This is a genomic window from Rhodococcus sp. YH3-3, from assembly GCF_001653035.1.
Lineage (GTDB): Bacteria > Actinomycetota > Actinomycetes > Mycobacteriales > Mycobacteriaceae > Rhodococcus_F > Rhodococcus_F qingshengii.
On sequence record NZ_BCWH01000003.1, the window covers coordinates 1,059,142 to 1,078,493 of the forward strand.

The 19,352-nt window shown below is 60.9% G+C and carries 20 protein-coding genes and 1 riboswitch; of the genes, 11 read left to right on the forward strand and 9 right to left on the reverse strand.

From position 1 onward, the window contains the following. Positions 1 to 11: 11 nt before the first annotated feature. Positions 12 to 97: riboswitch (cobalamin riboswitch) on the reverse strand. Between the two features lie 74 nt (positions 98 to 171). From cobG to YH3_RS36430, 11 genes are all read left to right on the forward strand, one after another. Next, positions 172 to 1,314: a precorrin-3B synthase gene (gene cobG / locus YH3_RS30075; RefSeq protein WP_064444610.1), complete on the forward strand. Its 1,143-nt coding sequence runs from the start codon at positions 172 to 174 to the stop codon at positions 1,312 to 1,314. Positions 1,315 to 1,333: 19 nt separating this feature from the next. Continuing rightward, on the forward strand, positions 1,334 to 1,960 hold the full coding sequence (locus YH3_RS30080) for a precorrin-8X methylmutase (protein ID WP_007729839.1): 627 nt from the start codon (positions 1,334 to 1,336) through the stop codon (positions 1,958 to 1,960). Then, positions 1,957 to 3,444 carry a precorrin-3B C(17)-methyltransferase gene (gene cobJ / locus YH3_RS30085; protein ID WP_030536355.1) on the forward strand — a complete coding sequence of 496 codons (1,488 nt, stop codon included), beginning with the start codon at positions 1,957 to 1,959 and terminating at the stop codon, positions 3,442 to 3,444. Before YH3_RS30080 ends, cobJ begins: the two co-directional genes overlap by 4 nt. Positions 3,445 to 3,470: 26 nt before the next feature. Beyond that, positions 3,471 to 3,830, forward strand: coding sequence for an HNH endonuclease (locus tag YH3_RS30090; RefSeq protein ID WP_076948440.1), 360 nt, complete (start codon positions 3,471 to 3,473; stop codon positions 3,828 to 3,830). Beyond that, complete coding sequence (locus YH3_RS30095; RefSeq protein ID WP_007729842.1) at positions 3,827 to 4,231, forward strand: hypothetical protein; 405 nt, start codon at positions 3,827 to 3,829, stop codon at positions 4,229 to 4,231. The genes YH3_RS30090 and YH3_RS30095 overlap by 4 nt, the downstream gene beginning before the upstream one ends. Beyond that, positions 4,228 to 4,467: a PLDc N-terminal domain-containing protein gene (locus YH3_RS30100; RefSeq protein WP_054188254.1), complete on the forward strand. Its 240-nt coding sequence runs from the start codon at positions 4,228 to 4,230 to the stop codon at positions 4,465 to 4,467. Before YH3_RS30095 ends, YH3_RS30100 begins: the two co-directional genes overlap by 4 nt. Positions 4,468 to 4,545: 78 nt before the next feature. Continuing rightward, positions 4,546 to 5,115: a dihydrofolate reductase family protein gene (locus YH3_RS30105; protein WP_064444679.1), complete on the forward strand. Its 570-nt coding sequence runs from the start codon at positions 4,546 to 4,548 to the stop codon at positions 5,113 to 5,115. A gap of 852 nt (positions 5,116 to 5,967) precedes the next feature. Then, a complete protein-coding gene (locus tag YH3_RS30110) occupies positions 5,968 to 7,572 on the forward strand; it encodes a carbamoyltransferase C-terminal domain-containing protein (RefSeq protein WP_064444611.1) in 1,605 nt (534 codons plus the stop codon). 29 nt (positions 7,573 to 7,601) lie between these two features. Beyond that, positions 7,602 to 8,492, forward strand: coding sequence for a glycosyltransferase family 32 protein (locus tag YH3_RS30115; protein ID WP_202970100.1), 891 nt, complete (start codon positions 7,602 to 7,604; stop codon positions 8,490 to 8,492). Positions 8,493 to 8,559: 67 nt separating this feature from the next. Next, positions 8,560 to 9,912, forward strand: coding sequence for a glycosyltransferase family 25 protein (locus YH3_RS36425; RefSeq protein WP_202970101.1), 1,353 nt, complete (start codon positions 8,560 to 8,562; stop codon positions 9,910 to 9,912). 69 nt (positions 9,913 to 9,981) lie between these two features. Beyond that, the gene (locus YH3_RS36430) at positions 9,982 to 10,617 is read left to right on the forward strand and encodes a family 16 glycosylhydrolase (protein WP_202970102.1); all 636 of its coding nucleotides are present in this window, start codon (positions 9,982 to 9,984) and stop codon (positions 10,615 to 10,617) included. Between the two features lie 1,440 nt (positions 10,618 to 12,057). Here the strand turns inward: YH3_RS36430 and YH3_RS30125 are convergent. From YH3_RS30125 to YH3_RS30165, 9 genes are all read right to left on the reverse strand, one after another. Further along, on the reverse strand, positions 12,058 to 12,840 hold the full coding sequence (locus YH3_RS30125) for an alpha/beta hydrolase (RefSeq protein WP_064444612.1): 783 nt from the start codon (positions 12,838 to 12,840) through the stop codon (positions 12,058 to 12,060). Positions 12,841 to 13,041: 201 nt separating this feature from the next. Then, on the reverse strand, positions 13,042 to 13,557 hold the full coding sequence (locus YH3_RS30130) for a DUF1990 family protein (RefSeq protein ID WP_081377499.1): 516 nt from the start codon (positions 13,555 to 13,557) through the stop codon (positions 13,042 to 13,044). Next, positions 13,557 to 13,916 (reverse strand): VOC family protein, encoded by a 360-nt coding sequence (locus tag YH3_RS30135; RefSeq protein WP_047270531.1) that lies wholly within the window; start codon positions 13,914 to 13,916, stop codon positions 13,557 to 13,559. Before YH3_RS30135 ends, YH3_RS30130 begins: the two co-directional genes overlap by 1 nt. A 10-nt stretch (positions 13,917 to 13,926) precedes the next feature. After that, complete coding sequence (locus tag YH3_RS30140) at positions 13,927 to 14,568, reverse strand: ScbR family autoregulator-binding transcription factor (protein ID WP_019748499.1); 642 nt, start codon at positions 14,566 to 14,568, stop codon at positions 13,927 to 13,929. Positions 14,569 to 14,727: 159 nt separating this feature from the next. Continuing rightward, positions 14,728 to 15,627: a HAMP domain-containing protein gene (locus YH3_RS30145; protein ID WP_225320034.1), complete on the reverse strand. Its 900-nt coding sequence runs from the start codon at positions 15,625 to 15,627 to the stop codon at positions 14,728 to 14,730. Positions 15,628 to 15,793: 166 nt separating this feature from the next. Further along, positions 15,794 to 16,540: a cobalt-precorrin-6A reductase gene (locus YH3_RS30150; RefSeq protein WP_007729852.1), complete on the reverse strand. Its 747-nt coding sequence runs from the start codon at positions 16,538 to 16,540 to the stop codon at positions 15,794 to 15,796. Between the two features lie 23 nt (positions 16,541 to 16,563). Next, on the reverse strand, positions 16,564 to 17,313 hold the full coding sequence (gene cobM / locus YH3_RS30155; RefSeq protein ID WP_003944967.1) for a precorrin-4 C(11)-methyltransferase: 750 nt from the start codon (positions 17,311 to 17,313) through the stop codon (positions 16,564 to 16,566). Continuing rightward, positions 17,310 to 18,593, reverse strand: coding sequence for a bifunctional cobalt-precorrin-7 (C(5))-methyltransferase/cobalt-precorrin-6B (C(15))-methyltransferase (locus YH3_RS30160; protein ID WP_047270527.1), 1,284 nt, complete (start codon positions 18,591 to 18,593; stop codon positions 17,310 to 17,312). Before YH3_RS30160 ends, cobM begins: the two co-directional genes overlap by 4 nt. Further along, positions 18,590 to 19,351, reverse strand: coding sequence for an SDR family NAD(P)-dependent oxidoreductase (locus tag YH3_RS30165; protein ID WP_047270525.1), 762 nt, complete (start codon positions 19,349 to 19,351; stop codon positions 18,590 to 18,592). The genes YH3_RS30160 and YH3_RS30165 overlap by 4 nt, the downstream gene beginning before the upstream one ends. Position 19,352 lies beyond the last annotated feature (1 nt).

Consider the following 19,352-nt stretch of genomic DNA (forward strand, 5'->3'; position numbering starts at 1 on the left):
GGCGGTTGAGGGTCTGACTCGTGTTTCCGAGCGGAAACACGTCCCGCTCGAGCAACACTCACAGTGGCGCGACCGCACCGGACTTCCACCGGTTTCCTCAACTGCCGTCACTGGTGGTGGTGATGCTACCGGTCCGCAGAAGGCACTCATGACAGGTCGTACCCTGGAGCCATGCCCACGGACCGTTCACAGCCAGACGCGTGCCCGGGTGCACTGCAAGTTCACCACGCCGCCGACGGCGCACTGGCTCGCGTGCGCCTACCCGGCGGACTCCTCACTCCGGTCCAATTGCAGACGCTCGCCGACGCGGCGCGCGATCTCGGCAACGGGCAGATGGAACTCACCTCGAGGGGCAACGTCCAACTGCGCTCGGTCTCGGATCCCGAAGCCTTCGCGGCGCGTATCGCTTCGGCCGGCCTGCTGCCGTCCGCGACGCACGAGCGAGTGCGCAACATCCTCGCGTCCCCACTGTCCGGCCGTATCGGGGGCGTAGCCGACATTCGTGAACTGGTCCACCGTCTCGATTCGGCGATCCAAGCAGATCAAGCATTGGCGGATCTGCCAGGGCGAACCCTGTTCACCCTCGACGACGGGCGCGGAGACATCACCGGGCTACGGGGCGATTTCGGACTCCATGCGCGCAGCGCCACCGAGCATTCACTGGTGCTCGCCGGTCACCACACCACTCATCTCGTCCAGGCGGACGACGCCGTCGAATTGCTCCTCGAGGCGGCCCGATCATTCCTCGACGTTCGCGACAAGCACTGGCGCCTGGCCGAGGTTCCGGACGGAATCGAACGCACCCTCGAGCAGCTGGGTCTGAGCGCCGAGTCCACCGTTGCGGCGGACCTCACGCCGGATGCACGGCCCACTATCGGCTGGCTCGAGCAGCGCGACGGGACCGTAGCTCTGGGCGGCGGCCTGCGATTCGGGCTGCTCGACGCTCGGCTGGCCGAGTTCCTCGCCGCCGTCGACAAGCCCGTCGTCGTGACGCCGTGGCGATCGGTGCATATCTTCGACCTCGACGAATGGGCAGCCGAGCAGGTAGTCCGGGTGCTGGCACCCATGGGGTTGATCTTCGACGAGAACTCACCGTGGCTCGAGGTCACCGCCTGCACCGGAAGTCCGGGATGCGAGAAGTCGCTCGCCGATGTGCGCACCGACGCGATCACCGCCGTCGAGCAGGCAGAACTTCCCGTTGTCGGGCGCCAGCACTGGGCCGGGTGCGACCGCAGTTGTGGACGTCCCCGCGGGGACGTAGCGGATGTGATTGCGACGGGCGACGGTTACCGGGTGAATCCGGCCGATCGGTGATGCCTCTATCGTGTGGCACATGATCGAGTACATCCGTGACGGCGCGGAAATCTATCGCCAGTCCTTTGCCACCATTCGGGCCGAAGCCGACCTGAGCCGTTTCCCGGCGGATGTCTCGCAAGCTGTAGTGCGCATGATTCATGCAAGTGGCCAGGTCGATCTCGTCGACGACGTCGCCTTCACACCCGGTGTCGTCTCGGCTGCGCGCGCAGCTCTGCGCGACGGCGCGCCGATTTTCTGCGACGCCCAGATGGTGGCTGCCGGCATCACGCGCAAGCGTCTGCCCGCCGGCAACGACGTCATCTGCACCCTCGGCGATCCGCGGGTTCCCGTGCTGGCGTCGACCATCGACAACACTCGCTCGGCGGCTGCTCTCGAACTGTGGGGAGCCAAGCTCGAGGGCGCTGTTGTCGCGATCGGAAACGCACCCACCGCACTGTTCCATCTCCTGAACCTCATCGAAGCCGGCGCACCCCGTCCGGCCGCCATCGTCGGAGGTCCGGTCGGCTTCATCGGCGCTGCCGAGTCGAAGGAAGCCCTCATCGAACACGCCAGCGGGATCGATCATCTCGTTCTCCGCGGCCGACGCGGCGGCAGCGCGATCACCGCCGCCGTCGTCAATGCGATTGCGAGCGAAGTCGAATGAGTGCAGGCAAGCTCTGGGGTGTCGGTATCGGCCCCGGCGATCCCGAATTGGTGACCGTCAAGGCCGCCCGCGTCATCGGCGAGGCCGATGTGGTTGCGTTCCACTCCGCGCGGCACGGCAAGAGCATCTCCCGCGGAGTTGCAGCGCCGTACATGCGCGAAGGACAGATCGAAGAACACCTCGTCTACCCCGTGACCACCGAGACCGTTGATCATCCCGGCGGATACCAGGGCGCGATGGACGAGTTCTACGAAGCAGCTGCCGAACGGCTGGCAGTTCACCTCGCGGCCGGTCGAACCGTCGCGTTGCTCGCCGCCGGCGATCCGCTCTTCTACAGCTCCTACATGCACATGCACAAGAGACTGGCCGATCGCTTCGACGCCGAAGTGATTCCCGGCGTCACCTCCGTCAGCGCGGCATCTGCTGCACTCGGAAAGCCGCTGGTCGAGGGTGAAGAGATCCTCACGATCCTGCCCGGAACGTTGCCGCAGGCCGAGCTGACCAGGCGGCTCAAGGAAACCGACGCCGCGGCCATCCTCAAGCTCGGACGTACCTTCCCACCGGTCCTCCAATCGCTCGAGGATTCCGGTCGCCTCGGCGAGGCCCACTACGTCGAGCGCGCGAGCACCACACGTCAACGCGTCGAATCCGCTGCCGAGGTCGACCCGGACGGAGTTCCGTACTTTTCGATCGCCATCGTTCCGAGCCCGTCGAACAACCCTCGACCTGCGACCGAGTCTCGCGGCGAGGTGGTCGTGGTCGGACTCGGGCCGGGCGACACCGCCTGGACCACACCCGAAGTGGCGCATGAGCTTTCGTTGGCAACCGACCTCGTCGGCTACGGCCCGTACGTCGATCGCGTGCCGACGCGTCCGGGCCAGCGTCGCCATTCCAGCGACAACCGCGTCGAAGCGGAACGCGCCGCGATGGCGTTGGACCTGGCGAAGAACGGCGCCCGTGTAGCTGTCGTCTCGTCGGGAGATCCCGGCGTATTCGCCATGGCTGCAGCAGTTCTCGAAGTTGCCGCCGAAGACCAGTGGCGCGGCGTGCCGGTCCGCATCCTTCCCGGCATGACGGCGGCAAACGCTGTCGCCAGTCGCGTCGGTGCTCCCCTCGGGCACGACTACGCGGTGCTCTCGTTGTCTGATCGCCTCAAGCCGTGGGATGTCGTCGCGCGCCGTATCTCGGCAGTTGCAGCCGCGGACATGGCGTTTGCGGTCTACAACCCGGCGTCGAAGTCCCGGACGTGGCAGGTCCAAGCCATGAAGGACCTCGTGCTCGAGCACCGCTCCCCCGAGACTCCCGTCGTCATCGGCCGCGATGTTGCCGGTGCCGAGGAATCAGTTCGCGTCGTGACCCTCGGCGAGCTCGAGCCTTCCGAGATCGACATGCGGACGCTGCTCATCGTCGGTTCGTCGATGACAACCGTCGTCGAAACCGGTTCGGGCCGTCAGGTGTTCACCCCGCGGCGCTACCCGGAGTGAACGCCGCACGGCGATAGCATGGCGTCATGCCCGTCAACCGGACCCGGAAAGCAAGATACGCGCGTAAACGGAAACGCCGGATGGATTTGGTGGAGCACGATCTGTCCGTCGAGCAGTGGTCCGCGCTCAAAGCGGCCTGGGGTGGCTGCGCGTACTGCGGCGAGTCGGACGAGTCGCCGCAACGTGACTGCGTGCTGGCGATCTCCCGCGGTGGGCGCTACACACTCGACAACATCGCACCGGCGTGCCGCTCGTGCAATGCAAGCAAATGCAACAGCGAGGTCACTCTCTGGTTGCGGCGCAAGGGGTATGACGAGAAGGCCTTCCTCCTGCGACACGCGGAGATAGGGATCGAGATGAGGGCGCAGTTCTCGGAGCAGTCGTGACGACCCCACACGAGTTTCGCCCGATCCTCGACGAGTTGATGGAGTTCGAACCTCTGTTTCACCGAACTCGAGTAGCGATGTCACGAGACGAGTTCGATGCGGTCGTCGACCCGCAGTTCCGGGAGATCGGAGCCTCCGGCGCTCGATACACCCGCGACTACGTGCAGTCGGTAGTTGAGCGCCGACGCCTCCGCGGCGAGGTGAACGACGCCGCCGAACTCGGGTGGACGGCTGACCGGCCAGCGCTGAGCCGGATTGCGCCTGACACGTATCTGGTGACGTACCGGCTGGCGCAAGCGCAACGAGTTACCGAGCGATCATCCATCTGGCGGTTCACCGAGAATCGATGGAGCGTGTTGTTTCATCAAGGCACAGTCGTCGAAAGTGGTTTGGAAGCATGAACGAATCGACCCACAACCCCACCATTCCGCTTTGGATGGACATCACCTTCACCGCCTTCGTTCTTGCCTGGATCTTCATCACGATTAGCGCGCTCGTGGCGATCGTGCGCACTGACTTCGAACGCTCGGGCGGCAAATTCTGGTGGTCGGCACTGGTGATCGCGGTGCCTGTACTCGGTGCGCTCGTCTGGTTACTGTTCGGTCGACCCCCGCGTGACTCCAGGTCCCGAACCTGATCTACACCGACGGCCCGGCAGTAGTCTGAGTACGGTCCGGTGCTGTCACTCTGCGCCCTATCAGGGGAGAACAACGAGATGAGACCACTTCGATACTCGATCAACGTCACACTCGACGGCTGCTGCCATCACGAGGCGGGGCTCCCACCCGACGAGGAGTCGATGCGCTACTGGACCGCTCAGATGGAACGAGCCGATGCCTTGCTGTTCGGCCAGGTGACCTACGAGATGATGGAGTCGGCGTGGCGGCGGCCCGCAACGGGCACATGGCCTGACTGGATGGACGAGTGGGAGATCCCGTTCGCCCAGGCCATGGACCGGGCGAAGAAGTACGTCGTGTCGAACACGCTGAGCGGGGTCGATTGGAATGCCGAACTCGTGCAAGGCGACTTGGGGCCAGTGATTCAACGGCTCAAGGAGCAGCCCGGCGAAGGCCTGTGGGTTGGCGGCGTAACACTCCCCCTGGCATTGGCAGACCTGGGACTGATCGACGAGTACGAGTTCGTTGTGCAACCGGTCCTTGCCGGACACGGACCGACGTTGCTCGCCGGTCTGCGCAAGCGCATCCAGCTCGAGCTCGTCGACCGCAACGAGTTCCAGTCGGGTGCAGTCGCCGTGCGATATCGGCCCATACGAGTACCGACTTGATGAGACCGACTGCTACGAACATTCCTCTCCCACCACCGGAATCAGGTGGTGATAGTCGTCGCGGCCTTGACATTCTGCGGTTGGTCTCGGTGAAGTCCTGCACGACCGACTGACCCGCATGCTTGCGGGCGCAGTCGATCACGCCTCACATGCGGACCGGTATGAAGTCGAAACCAACCTGACCTTTGCTGTTTAGGGATAGAGCGCAAGCCCTTGACGAAATCCTCGTAGATATAAGTCAGGCGAAACTGCACGATGGTGACATTTTCCGGCCCGGCGACATACCGCCCCAAGTTCTTCGCGTTGTACTTCTTTCCGCTTTCGGGCCAGCCAGTTGAGATCCACGTGCAACGAGGCGGCAACTCCAGGCCGCATCCACGATCGAGAATTCCGTTACTCGAACGTGCAATTCACCGTCGGAAGAATCGAGTTCATTGGCATCTTGATCGGCAGCGTCAAACCCTTCTGAGCGGTTTGACCGGTTTCCACAAGGACTTCCACGGCCATGACAACTTTAAGAAACGCCGAAGACGGACCCTGCGCCGCACCGCCCGCACTGCCGAGCCCTAGCACCCGTCGTCCTCCTCGTCCGACGAAAAATACCCAAGTCCACGCCACCACGTCAAGGCCTCCGAGTCGACCTTCGCCGTTACTGAGATCAAATCATGGCCCAGGTCTCGAAAGCCGAGAGTCGGTACAGATTTTTATGCCGGTACTGATACCCTTTACCGACCTATAGCACGCGCGATGAGCCAATTGCATCTTTCTCGTGTGCTGCTGTCGTCAAGGATGAAAACCCCTAAAACGAACCCCATGGCTGAGTAGATTTACGAAACAGGAAGGACCCAAGTGATGGATATAGTTTCTTACAACCCAGGGCATGATGGAGCCATCGCCCATCTACGCCACGGCCACCTTGTATCCTCGATTGAAGCGGAAAAAGACTCGAACTACCGTTATACGCCGATTGCTGCACACGACCTTGTCGCAGCCTTCGGCCAACTTGAGGAAGTACCTGATGTCATGTGCACGGGAGGCTGGTGGCCTCGGGAAGCACGTCCGACCGGGGCTCCACTACACGTCGGCTATCGAGGGATCACTAAAGACGATATCACCGTTGAGTACCGCCAGTTCCTCGGAAAGACAATTCCTTTCTTCTCTTCTTCCCATGAAAGGTCGCACTTGTTGTGTGGCTACGGTATGTCTCCCTTTCCTCAAGGGGAACCGTGTTACGTCTTAGTGTGGGAGGGGACAATCGGCGCATTTTACGAAATCGATTCGAATCTGGATATCACACTGATTTCCGACGTCATGAATGAGCCTGGGGATCGTTACTCTTCCGTGTATGGGCTTGCTGATCCAACTTTTCCGAAGGATGCCCAATTTTCTCGATTCTCCGATGCAGGGAAACTAATGGCACTTGCCTCGTTCTCCCAGCGAAAGAAGCCCACCTCCGAGGAGGAGGAGCTGATGAATTTCCTCCTGACCACTGATCATGTCCAACTCAATCTTTACAAAAAGCTCACATCCTCGCCTTACTACAATGTAGGAACCGATGACGTTGAATTTCGTAATTTCACAGGAATTTTCAGTGATCGTATCTTTGATACCTTCTATAGATTCGCCCGCGAAAATATGCGCAAAGGACTTCCTCTTATCATAGTCGGCGGCTGCGGCCTGAACTGTGACTGGAACACGAAGTGGAGGGAGAGCGGACTTTTCTCCGACGTGTTCGTACCACCTGTTGCCAACGATTCCGGTTCGGCTATTGGTACGGCGATCGACGCTCAGTACCACTTCACCGGCAATGCCAAGGTCGAGTGGAACGTATACACAGGTTTGCCGTTTAAAACGGATTCGACCGTCGCTTCCGACCGCTACGACGTCCGCGATGTGACCTCAGATGAGGTGGCGGGCATGCTGAGCGGAGGGCTGATCCTCGGCTGGGTGAGAGGTAAGTATGAGATTGGACCGCGAGCGCTCGGGAATAGATCGATTCTCGCCGCACCGTTTGAAGCGGCCACGAGGGTACGTTTGAACGAAATCAAACAACGCGAACAGTTTCGTCCGATCGCGCCCGTCTCTCTTGAGGCCGACGCAGTTCAGTATTTCGGCTGTGATCGTCAAAGCCCACACATGTTGTTCACCTACCAGGCCACTACGGATGCTCTCCCTGCGGTGACCCATGCGAACGGCACAGCTCGCCTCCAGACGGTTAGTCCGAAAACTAATTCGGACCTTTATGATCTGCTTACCGCTTTTAAGTCACGCACTGGGTACGGCGTTTTGTGCAACACGTCTCTTAACTACAACGGTAAAGGATTCATTAACAACTTCGCAGATCTTGACAACTACACCGTCGAGCACAAACTTGACGGGTTTATAGTCGACGGGCGTGCATACCTGCTACGTTCGTCTGAACATTACAACGCATACTTAGCCGGCGCCAACAGCTGAGCTTAAGGGGATAGGATTCGGATAAACTCGTGAGCCATATAGAATCAGACATTGCATACATTGAAAACTGTTCCGAGCCAGAGCATTTGGCGTCGCGCTTCTATCCGACGGGATTCGAAGAGAATGACAAGTTTCGGTCCCACTTCATACGTAACATTATGTTGCAGCAACTCGGTCGCAAGCAGGATTCATCGGAAAATTCACGCACAGGCGGACAAATTCCAAAGACACTTGTGCAGTTCTGGGATGACCCGCAGGGTCCGCCAATAGATGTCCGCAAGTGCTTGCAAAGTTGGAATTTATTGCGCGATGAGGGGTTCGAATTCCAAATGTTCGATGATACTTCGGCGGAGGCGTTCATCGCCGAAAACTATGGACCCCGGGAACGCGCGGCATTCAAACGGTGCAGGCATCCAGCAATGCGGAGTGACTTTCTCCGCGTAGCTTTCGTGCTCGCCAAAGGCGGTCTGTATGTGGATGCCGATGACGTCTTGGTAGGTGACGGGTGGAAGGAAGTGTTCCGCAACGGCGCCCTGAAGATCCAGCCTCTATGCTACGACGTGCTTGCTAATGGTATGGCCTCCGCTTCCGACCTCCGTGATACACACCTGCCGACAGAGGGTCGAATTTTCTACGTCAACAATAACCCTATTGCCGCCCCGGCTGGCCATCCTGTCCTCGAACGGGCTCTAGCCCGTGCGACCGACATCCTGTTGGGGACTGATCTGGCACCCGAGATTCAGTCGACGACTGGTCCCGGCAATCTCACTATCGCATTGGCTGCTCATGCCAACCAAGCCCAGATACACGACCTCCCGTCGGGAATTGAATTTCTATTTGACTGGGAGGAAACCGCAGAACCTTGCTGGGAACTTGCGTACCGTCGTGACGCCCGCAACTGGCGAAACATGAGCCGCTGAGTACTCGATGAATATCAATAAGTTTACTAGTCCGGTACGAATTCTCGCGTTTCGAGCATGGCGTTCTATGTCCATTCTCATTCCCGGTGGTCGAATTCATGCCTTCGGCGGACGCGCGAACCAGATCGCAGCAATATTGGTCATAAACCTCGACAGGCAGCCCAGACGGCTACGGCGTGTCAAGAAAGAGCTTCGCCGATTTCGCACAGGCGAAGGCGTTCCGTTGACGTCGATCACTCAGCGACTCACGGCAGTAGACGCGCGCGATGGCCGTGCTTTCGCAGCTACCGCCGATGTGGACGCGGTCTACACGATCGGAGATCAGCTATATGTGCAACCTGACCCCCGACTGGCCAGCACCTTCGCAGCGGACGAAGTAGTTCGGATGACTCGCCAGGAAATAGCGGTCGCTCGTTCGCACATCGAGGCATGGAAAGCCATTTCGACTGGGAGTGATGAATATGTACTCGTGTTGGAAGACGACATCTGGTTTACCCCAGGCGCTGGCGACGCCATCGACCGGTGTTGGCTCGCAGCCCTTCGTCTTTCTACCGTCGAAGGCGACCCAAAGCTCGTGTATTTTTCGTATGCCGATGCTGGTGGGACTGCGCTGCGCGACAACATAAGCGATATTATCTTTCGCCCGGTCCGTGGGCTGTGGTTCCTATCGGCTTACGTACTCTCACGCGAGGGAGCCGCTGCACTGCTTCGTGCAATGCCAGTTGTCGGACCTGTCGACTTATGGATGAACTACCGATTCGCAGAACTCGGCGCACTCGCGATCTCTTCGCCCGCAATCGCGCAGAGGCAAGACGGAGCGTCCGACAATTCCTATTCTATCCTGCCTTATCTGGCTCGGGCAGGAATAGTTGACGCCGGCAGTGGCGTGATGTCACCAGGTAGTCCACAAACCGCTCCATTGTTAGCGTGGACGGGAGGCATGGATAACGAAAGCCTTGCGATGGCACTTTCGATGCTTGGGCTGCGCGTACGCGTGTTCGACGGTGATGAAAAACCGATGTGCGCGCAAGAACTTGAACAAACGCTAGCGATCTTTGACGCCCTAGTCGACGCTCCACTCACGACCAAAACCGCCGTTGCTGTTGCAAAGGATGAGCGCTTGGTTGTCGTTTTGGAAGCCAACGCACCGATACCTGCGGGTTTGGATCCCAACCAATTGTCCGCGTCGCGAGTAGCCATTCTGTCATCCGGTGAGCCATGGGACGGATCATGGGAAGATCTTTGCAATGTTCTAAATTTGGACAAACCCGTCGCGGCATTCCCAACTGGGGCTCAGCGAAGCTTCCGCCTATTCAGGGACGGCCGCATACCTAAACGACCAATGCCTAGAGTCCGAGCCCCACGATCCAGCTACTTTCTGGACGATTCACCGTGGGTCCTACCCGTGACAAGCGGGTGACAGCCAACTCCTACGGGAAGCCGTTTTCCAACGCGGGCGGCAGGTCTCATTGTCGCAGAAGCCTCTATGATGGGTGAGTCGCCGGTATTCCGCGGCCTTGTTGAAACTTTTCCGGGAAATTTGGCGGCTTTCACTCAGCAAGGAATTATGTACAACAAGCAAGGCACGAACTTAATAATCGACCGTGAACATCACGGGCCTCGACCGTACAGGTCCGGCGCGGTCGCATCTGCTCAGCCATTCACCTATGGACGGTTCGAGGCCGAAATACGGGCGGCCGAAGGGTCGGGACTCGTTACCGGATTCTTTCTCCATCGGGACAGTCCGCGACAGGAGATCGACATCGAGTTCGTCGGATCGGAACCCCGGCGCATGTTGATCAACGTGTTCTTCAATCCCGGTGATGTCGGCACGGCGATGGGATTCGGATACCGCGGCGCGCCCTGGTCAATAGACTTGGGCTTCGATGCCAGCGCTTCCTATCATCGGTACAGCATTGACTGGCAGCCAGACCGGATCACATGGATGGTGGACGGCAGAGTTGTTCATGAGCGTGTCAGCTGGGACCCAACACCGATTCCGCATTTGCCAATGTATCTCCACGCGAACCTGTGGGCGCCACGGTCAGAAGAACTCGCCGGTCGCATTGACGAGCGGGAGCTTCCCTCCTCAGCATCCTTTAGAAGCGTGGTGGTGTACGAATGAGAGCGGCCGGATTGGAGCAGAAGCCATAACAGAAAAGTACGCCGAGCAGGCGAAACCTTATTGTTGGTGTTTCGGGAAATGCACGCCCCCACTAACTGTGGCCTCTGTTTCTGCCGGCCAGATGTACATGATGATCGGTGTCGGAGAGGTCGGTTGGAGCATACGTACTGGACAAATGGGTTTCCGTGGGGATTTTTTGCGCAGGGAAAACCCGACGTAAAGGGCTTTAGTATGTTGCGGCCGTGTGTTGCGTGAGTCGGTTCCAATACAGAGCGCTGGACGCGGCCGATGGCAGCGATCCATTCTGTGACGAAATCGGACATAAACTGCAGCGGACGAATCGGGCGACACTGCACAGGACGAATCGGTTGTCAGCGCTGGTGTAAGGACCGCGCAGCGCCCGACGGTGTTCAGTTCTGCGCATTCGTCCAGGAATCGTTCGGGATCCATCACCAATCGGGAGAGGTCGTTGCGCATTGTCCACGGCAGCAGTGCCATTGATTTCGCGGCATGTTCTGCGATGAGTATTTCATCGGCGACGGTAAGTCACGGACGGATCGCAAGTTGACTGCGTGGTTAGTGTCCCGGATGTGCAAGATCGCGGGCGAATAAGCATGGCATGCGATCGATACACTCGTATTCACAAAAGTTCCTTGACTCGTACGGAACTGGCGCTTGCTTTAGTTGATGATGTCAACGAAATGCTCACCGTCGACATTTCTGGTGGTCATAGCCTGTGGGAACTGTGAAAGTGGGTGGTCCCAGTTCGAACGGTGTCGATTCCGGCTTGGATTTTCTCCCCCAATTGTAGGAACGCGTCGAGGGTGGCATCGAGGAAGGATTCTCTATTTCGAGGTGCTTGTCTCGTGGACGACTCTTTGCTGTGCACTCCCGTCTCCGCTGTCGTCGTAGCCCGAGAAGATTTGCAGGGCGAATCAACCTCGTACGCGGATCACGATAACTAAATCAGCGACATAGCGAAATCGGGTAATCAAGAATTTCTCTCGCGCGCGACTCTCGGTTCCTCGGGAGGTTGGGTGTGGCGGTGCAGGTAGGCGTGCCACTGAGTAGGTCGACTACTGCGGGGTGTCTTTTCGTGATCGTCGTCGCTGTTGCCCTCGCGGTGCTCGGGCCTGGCTCTGCGGAGAAGAATGAAGAGTTCAGAGCGGGTGGCGCGTTTGCCACCCGCCCTGCCCGGCTCTGTTCATTCGCGTTCCGCGCCGGATATCAGCTGCGTCTCTGATCCGCGAGGACCCAAGGCCGGGGTTGCATTAGTGAAAAACTCCGTAAGTACGGTGTCGACTTGTTCGACGATCTGCTCACCGACTAGGCCTGTGTTCTGCGAATTGTCAGCGCGTCGCGGGGTCCGGGCGGGTCACGCCATATTGGTCGACTTCGTATCGGCGTCCGGCGCCGACGGACGCCGATACGTGTTTCACGTCAGCTCACAGGAGCGCCACCGCTCCCGCCGAGGTGGCGGGCGAAGAACCGAGCCGAACTGTCGCGCTCGTAGTCGGGCACCGGATAGTGCCTGCCCGAGTAGGCGTGCAGCGTCTTCTCCGTCGAGCCGAAGGCATCGAACAACGCGACCCCTGACGTGCGGTCGTAATCCTTGTCGTCCCAAGGGATCCGGTACTCGACCGGGACCGTGAGCTTTCGCGCTGCCTCGAGGAGGGAGCTGTCCACAAAAACTCCCCCGAAGCTCACGGCAGCGATCCTGGATTCGACCGGGGCCAACATGAGCCCGGTCACGACCCCTAGCGACACGCCGCCGAAGCCGATCGGAGCGTCGGCGTCGACGGCGGGCAGCGTTTGCAGAGCGTCGATGGTCGCCTGCCATTCCGGCACTGCACGCTCCGCCAGCGATCGGTTGTACTCGACGACGATCGGGGCGATCGGCTCGTGGGCCGCCCTAGCCTGGTGGATCGCCTCGACCCACTGTTCGTCCTGTGTGTTCCGCGGCCGGTCACCGTGTCCGGGCGCGTCGATCGCGGCGACTGTGAACCCGTGGGAGCTCACGCTGTGGAGTGCGCTGGCAACCAGTCCCGGCGCCTTCTTGTGCATGCCGCCGGAGTGCCCGGACAGCAGAAGTGGTGATCCGACGGATCCGGATGGCGGTGACCAGAGCACGCCGGTGATGTCGTCTACAACGAAATGGCGTTCGATGACACCGTTCGACGTTGTCTCGGAAGTGAATTCGATGGTCGGAGAATTGGATTGCATGGTGTTACCTTTCGGGATTGCCTACTCGAGGCGCTCCCGGCGACACCTACGTCGATCGCCGATCCGTGAACACGAGTGGGAGCACCCACATGGTTACTGCGTTCATGGGTCTCACCTCCTGGCGTGTTGTCACGGTCTCGCACAAGCTATCAACCCGAACCGAAGCTCGTCCAATCATTTTTCCAGCGCGCCCGGCAGCGGTCAGACCCGCGATCGGGCGACGCTCTGGCGGACGGCACGGATGTAACGGCGCGTGACAAACGCCTGTACTCGACGTCCGATCGGAGCGCCGAGACGCACCCACCACGTTCCGGGCTTGGAGAACGCAACGATCTCGATACGAACCGCTTGGCTGGCCTCGTCGAACTGGACGACAAACAATTCCTCCCCGCATTCGGGGTGGCCCGCGCGGGTTCCGTACGCGAAGCCCTTGCGATTGGGTTCGTCTACGACATAGACGATCCGAACGGGGATAGTCACCGGACCAAGTCCGAAAGTCGCATCCTGACCCGCCACGGCGGTCAGGGCTGCCGTCCGTACGGCCAGTCCGGCTCCGCGGTGCATTCCCCAATTCGCGACGGTTCGAGCGGCAACCTCGAAATCCTCCCGTCCGGATCCGACCGTCGCGCTCTCGTGAATGTGGTGATAGCCGGCGGGGAGAACGCCTGACGTTGCGCCCACCTCGAGGTACGTCAGTCCTCCCGGGCGGGACGCCATCATTGCTCGCGTCGGTGGCTGAGGATGTTGATCACGTGGCCGTCGGGGTCGGAAGCGAAGAACCTGCGGACCCCCCACGGCTCCTCGGTGACGGGATAGACGATGGTGTCGCCGCGTTGCACTGCGGCCTCGTACGCCGCGTCGAGATCGTCCACCTCGACGGAGACGTCCGGTACTACGGGCGCATGAGCGTCGTGCGTCATGACGCTGATCTGCAATGACGGATCCGTCGGCGAAGCCAACGTCACGATCCACCCGTGATCCATGACAACTTCGAGGCCCAGCACTTCGGTGTAGAAGCGCTGCGCGGCCTCGAGCGAACTACTCGACAGATCCGAAACTATCCGCGTGACGGCCATGTCCCGCAGGTTACGCCGCCGCCGGAGTCCACCGCGACTTGACGAGGCGCTCGATGTCACCGGAAAGTTCGTCGCTGACGATCCCCGGAAGCAGGATCTGCCACATCTCGTCGACACGATCCGGAAGGTCCGAGCGTCGGGTGAGAACGTTCGAAACCAGCTGTACTCCGGTGAATGCCGAGGGCATGAACCTGCCGAACGATTCTGCGCTGACCGATTTTCGGATTTCACCTTCCGCCTGAGCTCTGGCGGTGAGATCGGTGATTGCCGAGATCCATTCGGCGTACGGTTCCACCGGCCCCTCGTACGTGCTCAGTTCCAGCGTGAGGCGAATGCCCGCGCGAACGATCGGCTCGTCGACAATCTGGCGTGCCATTTCGTGCGTGAGCATGATCATCTGTTCCAACGGGTCCTTGCCCGTCGCGGAAATCGCCTGCACCGACTCGATCGAGAGCCGATGCTGTTCGGCAATGATGAATTGCGCGAGCTCGTCCTTCGACGCGAAATGGAAATACAACGCGCCCTTGGTAGTACCGGCCCCCGAGACTATGTCGGCCATGCTGGTGCTGCCGTAACCAGTCTTCTCGAACTGCGCGGCCGCGCCGGCAACGATTTGCTGCCGAGTCAGCTCGGCGCGTGCTTGCTTGACCACTGAATCCCTCTCGTCCTCCAAAGGCCCCCGCCCAGCAAACCCCACGGTTCGCGCCACACTCCAGCTATACCCAAAAACTTCACAATTGCCCCACATTACCAGCGCTCCTTCCATTGCTTCAATTACGAATGCAACAAAGTCGCTGGTCAGACGTCCGATTTAGAGGGAATCTCCTCTCCCCAACGTGCTTTCGTCAACCCGCGCACGGTCCACCAACTCTCCGACGAGGAGCGTCAACTCCATCATCTGGTCGGTGATTTCCTCACGCAACTGCGTTGCATCCGCCTCGGAAATCGCGCCGGACTTGGTATCGAAAGACATCAACAACTCGATATTGGTGCGAAGTGCAGTCAAAGGAGCCAGAAGGTCCTGGCCCGCTTCGGTGATCAGACTTCTCTGGCGTGCCCGCGATTCCGACAACGTCCCGAGCATCCGATTGAAACTGACTGTCAACGACGCCAACTCGTCGTCACCGGTCACCGGGATCGGCGCAAGATCATCCGTTTCGGCGACCCGCCGCGTCGCCGCAGTAAGTCGCGCGATCGGCCGTAATCCTGTGCGTGCCACAGCATCTCCGGCCGCGTAAGCTAGGGCGATTCCGGCCGCCCCGAGTGCCGCTAACACCACTGCCAGTCGCTTGAGTACTGAACGCGTCGGCCCCAGGGATTGCGCGACAACCAAAGTCTGGCCCGCAACCGAGGGCTCGACAAGAATTCGATACGCATCGACGGTTGCGATTGTCTGCGACGAATTGCCGTCTGCGATCGACCTGATGGCGTCTGCGCTGGTGCTGAACGGCGGCAGACCGGGAGTCGCCGTCACCAAGGCGCCGTCGGCAGTGAGAAGCCCCACCGCCTGGATGACCGCTGTATCCGCGCCGGCCGTCAATCCCAGAACCGGTGTGACACCGCCGAAATTGACGGTGTCGGTGATCGCGTCACTCGTGCGCTCGAGTTGTCGATCGACGTTGCCTTGCAAATACGCGTTGAACACTATGTACACCGCCGACGCCGACACGATCACCGCGATCGCCACCAGGCCTGCAGTCAGCAATTTCACGCGAGCATGGAGCGTCCGCACGTGAATTCCCGATGGTTTTCGACGGCCCATTCCGGGAACCGACACTCTCATGCGCGGTCCCGCAGTGCGGCGTCGAAAAATCCCAACATCCCTCCAGTATGGTCACGGAACCTTAGACGAACCTGAAGCGAACGCGATGTCGGCCTCACAGCGCCGTTCCACGACCGAAAGCCGTGAGCCAGTCCATCGCCTCGGCTTCGGTATCGAATGCCGGGACGGTCGCCGGGATCGGTGGTCGTTCGACGACGATCACCGGGATCGACAATTGCCTGGCTGCGGCGATCTTTGCGTACGTCTGCTCGCCGCCACTGTTCTTGGTGATCACGACGTCGATGCTGTGAGTTCGCATCAGATCGACTTCCGCTTCGATGTCGAATGGACCACGTGCGAGCAGCAATTGCGCGTGAGGCGGCAATGTCCCCGAAGGCGGATCGATCGAGCGGACGAGAAACGAGACGCTCTTCACGCGGTCGAACGCCGAAACTCCTTGCCTCCCGATCGTCAGAAAAACGCGTGAGCCGACCGTCGGCACCAACTCTGCGGCGTGATCGAGATCGCGTGCCGGAAGCCAAGTGTCACCGGGTTGCTCGCGCCAGGGCGGGCGTCGGTACATGGCGTACGGCACGGAATTCGCAAGGCACGCTTCGAACGCATTCTGGGTGATGCGAGCGGCAAACGGATGCGTGGCGTCGAGCACTGCACGAATATCATTGGCCGACAACCACTCCGACAGCCCTTCGGCTCCCCCGAACCCGCCGATACGCACTTCCCCCTCGGGCCATCGAGGATCACGAACCCGGCCGGCCAGCGATGTGACAACCTCGAGGTCGGCTGAACCGGCCAAGCGAGAAGCGATCACTCGACCTTCGCCTGTGCCGCCGAGCAGGAGCACGCGACGACGAGTACCTGTCGAGGTCAGTGTGTGCTTCTCTCGCGCGCTGCCGAGTAGAGGTAGCTGTCCGGAAACCCCTCCGCAGTCAACACTCGGCCGACGATCACGACGGCCGTCTTCGTGATGCCGGCCGCATGAACAAGTTCGACGATCGTCTTCAAAGTGCCTCGAACAACGATCTCCTCGGGCCGTGAGGCGAAGGCGACCACCGCGACCGGGCAATCCTCGCCGTAATTGTCGGCCAACTCGGATGCGATCTGTTCGATGCGATGAGCGCCGAGGTGAATCACCATCGTCGCGCCGCTGCGGCCGAGGGACCGCAGATCCTCGCCCTCCGGCATTGCCGTCGACAAGGTGGAGACTCGGGTGAGAACAATGGTCTGCGAGACGCCTGGGACAGTCAGCTCGCGCCCCAGCGCGGCTGCTGCCGCGGTAAATGCAGGAACACCGGGAATCATGTCGAAATCGACTCCTGCGGCGTCCAGGCGACGAGCTTGCTCTGCCACTGCACTGAAGATCGACGGATCACCGGAATGCAAACGCGCGACGTCCAGCCCAGCGGAATCCGCTTCGACAAGAATCGCGGTGATCTCGTCCAGGCTCAGCCGAGCAGTGTCCACGACCTGAGCTCCGACCGGGCACCACTCGAGCAACTCCGCTGGAACAAGGCTGCCTGCGTACAAGCACACAGGGCTCGCAGCGATGATCCGTTGCGCGCGGACAGTGATCAAATCTGCCGCACCGGGACCCGCACCGATGAAATGAACGGTCATTGTGTGGATTCCTCCGGCGTATCTGTGTCTGCGCCTGCAGACGGCTGACGTTTTGTGACGGACCATTGGACCACCGGAAGTTGCGGTCGCCAAACGTTGAACGTTCCCAACGGCTCGGCGCGCTGCACCTGAAAGCGTCGCAGCGTCCCACCATGGCGACTCATCCAGCCGAGCAGCAACGATTCGGACTCGGCGGTCACGGCGTTCGCGACCAGACGACCACCCACGCTCAACTGCTCCCAGCACGCTTCGAGCATTCCCGGTTGCGTGACGCCGCCGCCGACGAACACCGCATCGGGACGTCGAGTTTCGTCCGCAAACGCCTCCGGCGCGGCCCCTTTCACGTTCAACGCGGGCACGCCGAGATTGAGTGCATTGGCACCGATCTGCGACACGCGGCTCGCCACCTTCTCGAATATTGTTGCAGTGCAACGTGGGTGAGTTCTCATCCACTCGATGGCGACGGTTCCCGACCCACCGCCCACGTCCCAGAGGTGTTCCCCCGGCGCCGGGGCAAGCGCGCACAACGTCAACGCACGGATCTCCTGCTTGGTCATCTGACCGTCGCCGACAAAAGCAGCATCCGGTAGCCCCGGGATTCGAGTCAGCCGCAAGAGAGGATCGGCCGCGATGCACTCGACGGCCAGAACGTTCAACGCGTCCACGTCCTCGTCCGCGTGATCCCACTCGTCTGCGACCGTGACGGTCCGCGATTCCCCGGCCCCGCCCAGCTGGGCCAGCACGGTCACGATCGATCGACCGAAGCCCGCGCCGGACAACAGACGTGCCACCTCCCCCGGTGTCGAGCGCCCGTTGCTCAACACCAGCAGTCGCGCACCGTCAGTCACGGAAGCCAATACTGTCGCCGAGTCTCGGTTGACCAGGCTCACGACGTCGATCTCGGCCGATGCCCATCCCATTCGCGCGCTCGCCAACGCCGCCGACGACGGGTGGGAGATCACTCGCACGTTGTCCGCGCCGAGCAGCCTGACCAATGTGACACCGAGACCGTGGAACATCGGGTCACCGCTGGCGAGCACGCATACTCTGCGGTCCGCGTTCTCGGCGAACATCGACGGCAACGCCGGAATCATCGGAGACGGCCAGGTCAGCCTGGTGGGCGCACGCCGTGCCCCGAGATGTGTCGCCGGGACCAAGTCCAATTGGCGCGGCGACCCCATCAGGACCTCCGCGCCCAGGATTGCGCCCTTTGCGCTCTCGGACAGCCCATCCCAGCCGTCGGCGCCGATGCCGACGATCACCACCGGGTGTGTGGTCATCGCGGCATCCGGCGCCAGATCGTCTGAGGCAGAAGCCGCATGACGAAGAACACCGGCTGCAGAATTCGCGGTACCCACACACGCGTCGCCCCGGAGTTCAGTCCCCGCACGACGGCGTCCGCGACCTGCGACGGAGTGCTCGACATAGGGGCAGGCGACATTCCCTCGGTCATCTTGCCGATGACGAACCCGGGCCGTACCAGCATCAATTGGACGCCCGAACCGTGCAGCGCGTCGCCGAGGCCGCTGGCAAAACCGTCCAAGCCGGCCTTTGCGCTCCCGTAGACGTAGTTGGCGCGGCGAACCCGGACGCCGGCGACGGACGAGAACACCACGATCTTTCCGGTTCGCTGTCGGCGCATGATCTCCGCGAGATGCGTGAGGATGCTGACCTGAGCCACGTAGTCGGTGTGCACCACCGCGACCGCGTGCGCCGAGTCGGTTTCGGCACGCGCCTGATCGCCGAGCATTCCGAAGGCCAGCACTGCAATCGAAATCCGGCCGTGCTCGGCGACTACGGCGCCCAGGAGCTCTCCGTGCGTGTCGACGGCGTCGGCGTCGAACTCGACGGTGGAGACGTCGACAGCGCCGGCGTTTTTGAGCATCTGCTCCTGCTCCGACAGCTCTCCGCTGCGTCTGGCAGCCAGAACGATGTTGCGGCCCGGCGCGAGCCTGACCGCGATCTCGAGGCCGATCTCACTTCGTCCGCCGAGGAGCAGTACCGTCTCGATGTCATTCACGTTCGCACCCGCAGTCACC

Bases quoted from the DNA above. Each gene is read 5' to 3' on its own strand.
- cobG (WP_064444610.1), top strand. From the start codon at position 172: ATGCCCACGGACCGTTCACAGCCAGACGCGTGCCCGGGTGCACTGCAA.
- YH3_RS30080 (WP_007729839.1), top strand. From the start codon at position 1,334: ATGATCGAGTACATCCGTGACGGCGCGGAAATCTATCGCCAGTCCTTT.
- cobJ (WP_030536355.1), top strand. From the start codon at position 1,957: ATGAGTGCAGGCAAGCTCTGGGGTGTCGGTATCGGCCCCGGCGATCCC.
- YH3_RS30090 (WP_076948440.1), top strand. From the start codon at position 3,471: ATGCCCGTCAACCGGACCCGGAAAGCAAGATACGCGCGTAAACGGAAA.
- YH3_RS30100 (WP_054188254.1), top strand. From the start codon at position 4,228: ATGAACGAATCGACCCACAACCCCACCATTCCGCTTTGGATGGACATC.
- YH3_RS30105 (WP_064444679.1), top strand. From the start codon at position 4,546: ATGAGACCACTTCGATACTCGATCAACGTCACACTCGACGGCTGCTGC.
- YH3_RS30110 (WP_064444611.1), top strand. From the start codon at position 5,968: ATGGATATAGTTTCTTACAACCCAGGGCATGATGGAGCCATCGCCCAT.
- YH3_RS36425 (WP_202970101.1), top strand. From the start codon at position 8,560: ATGTCCATTCTCATTCCCGGTGGTCGAATTCATGCCTTCGGCGGACGC.
- YH3_RS36430 (WP_202970102.1), top strand. From the start codon at position 9,982: ATGGGTGAGTCGCCGGTATTCCGCGGCCTTGTTGAAACTTTTCCGGGA.
- YH3_RS30125 (WP_064444612.1), bottom strand. From the start codon at position 12,840: ATGCAATCCAATTCTCCGACCATCGAATTCACTTCCGAGACAACGTCG.
- YH3_RS30130 (WP_081377499.1), bottom strand. From the start codon at position 13,557: ATGGCGTCCCGCCCGGGAGGACTGACGTACCTCGAGGTGGGCGCAACG.
- YH3_RS30135 (WP_047270531.1), bottom strand. From the start codon at position 13,916: ATGGCCGTCACGCGGATAGTTTCGGATCTGTCGAGTAGTTCGCTCGAG.
- cobM (WP_003944967.1), bottom strand. From the start codon at position 17,313: ATGACCGTTCATTTCATCGGTGCGGGTCCCGGTGCGGCAGATTTGATC.
- YH3_RS30160 (WP_047270527.1), bottom strand. From the start codon at position 18,593: ATGACCACACACCCGGTGGTGATCGTCGGCATCGGCGCCGACGGCTGG.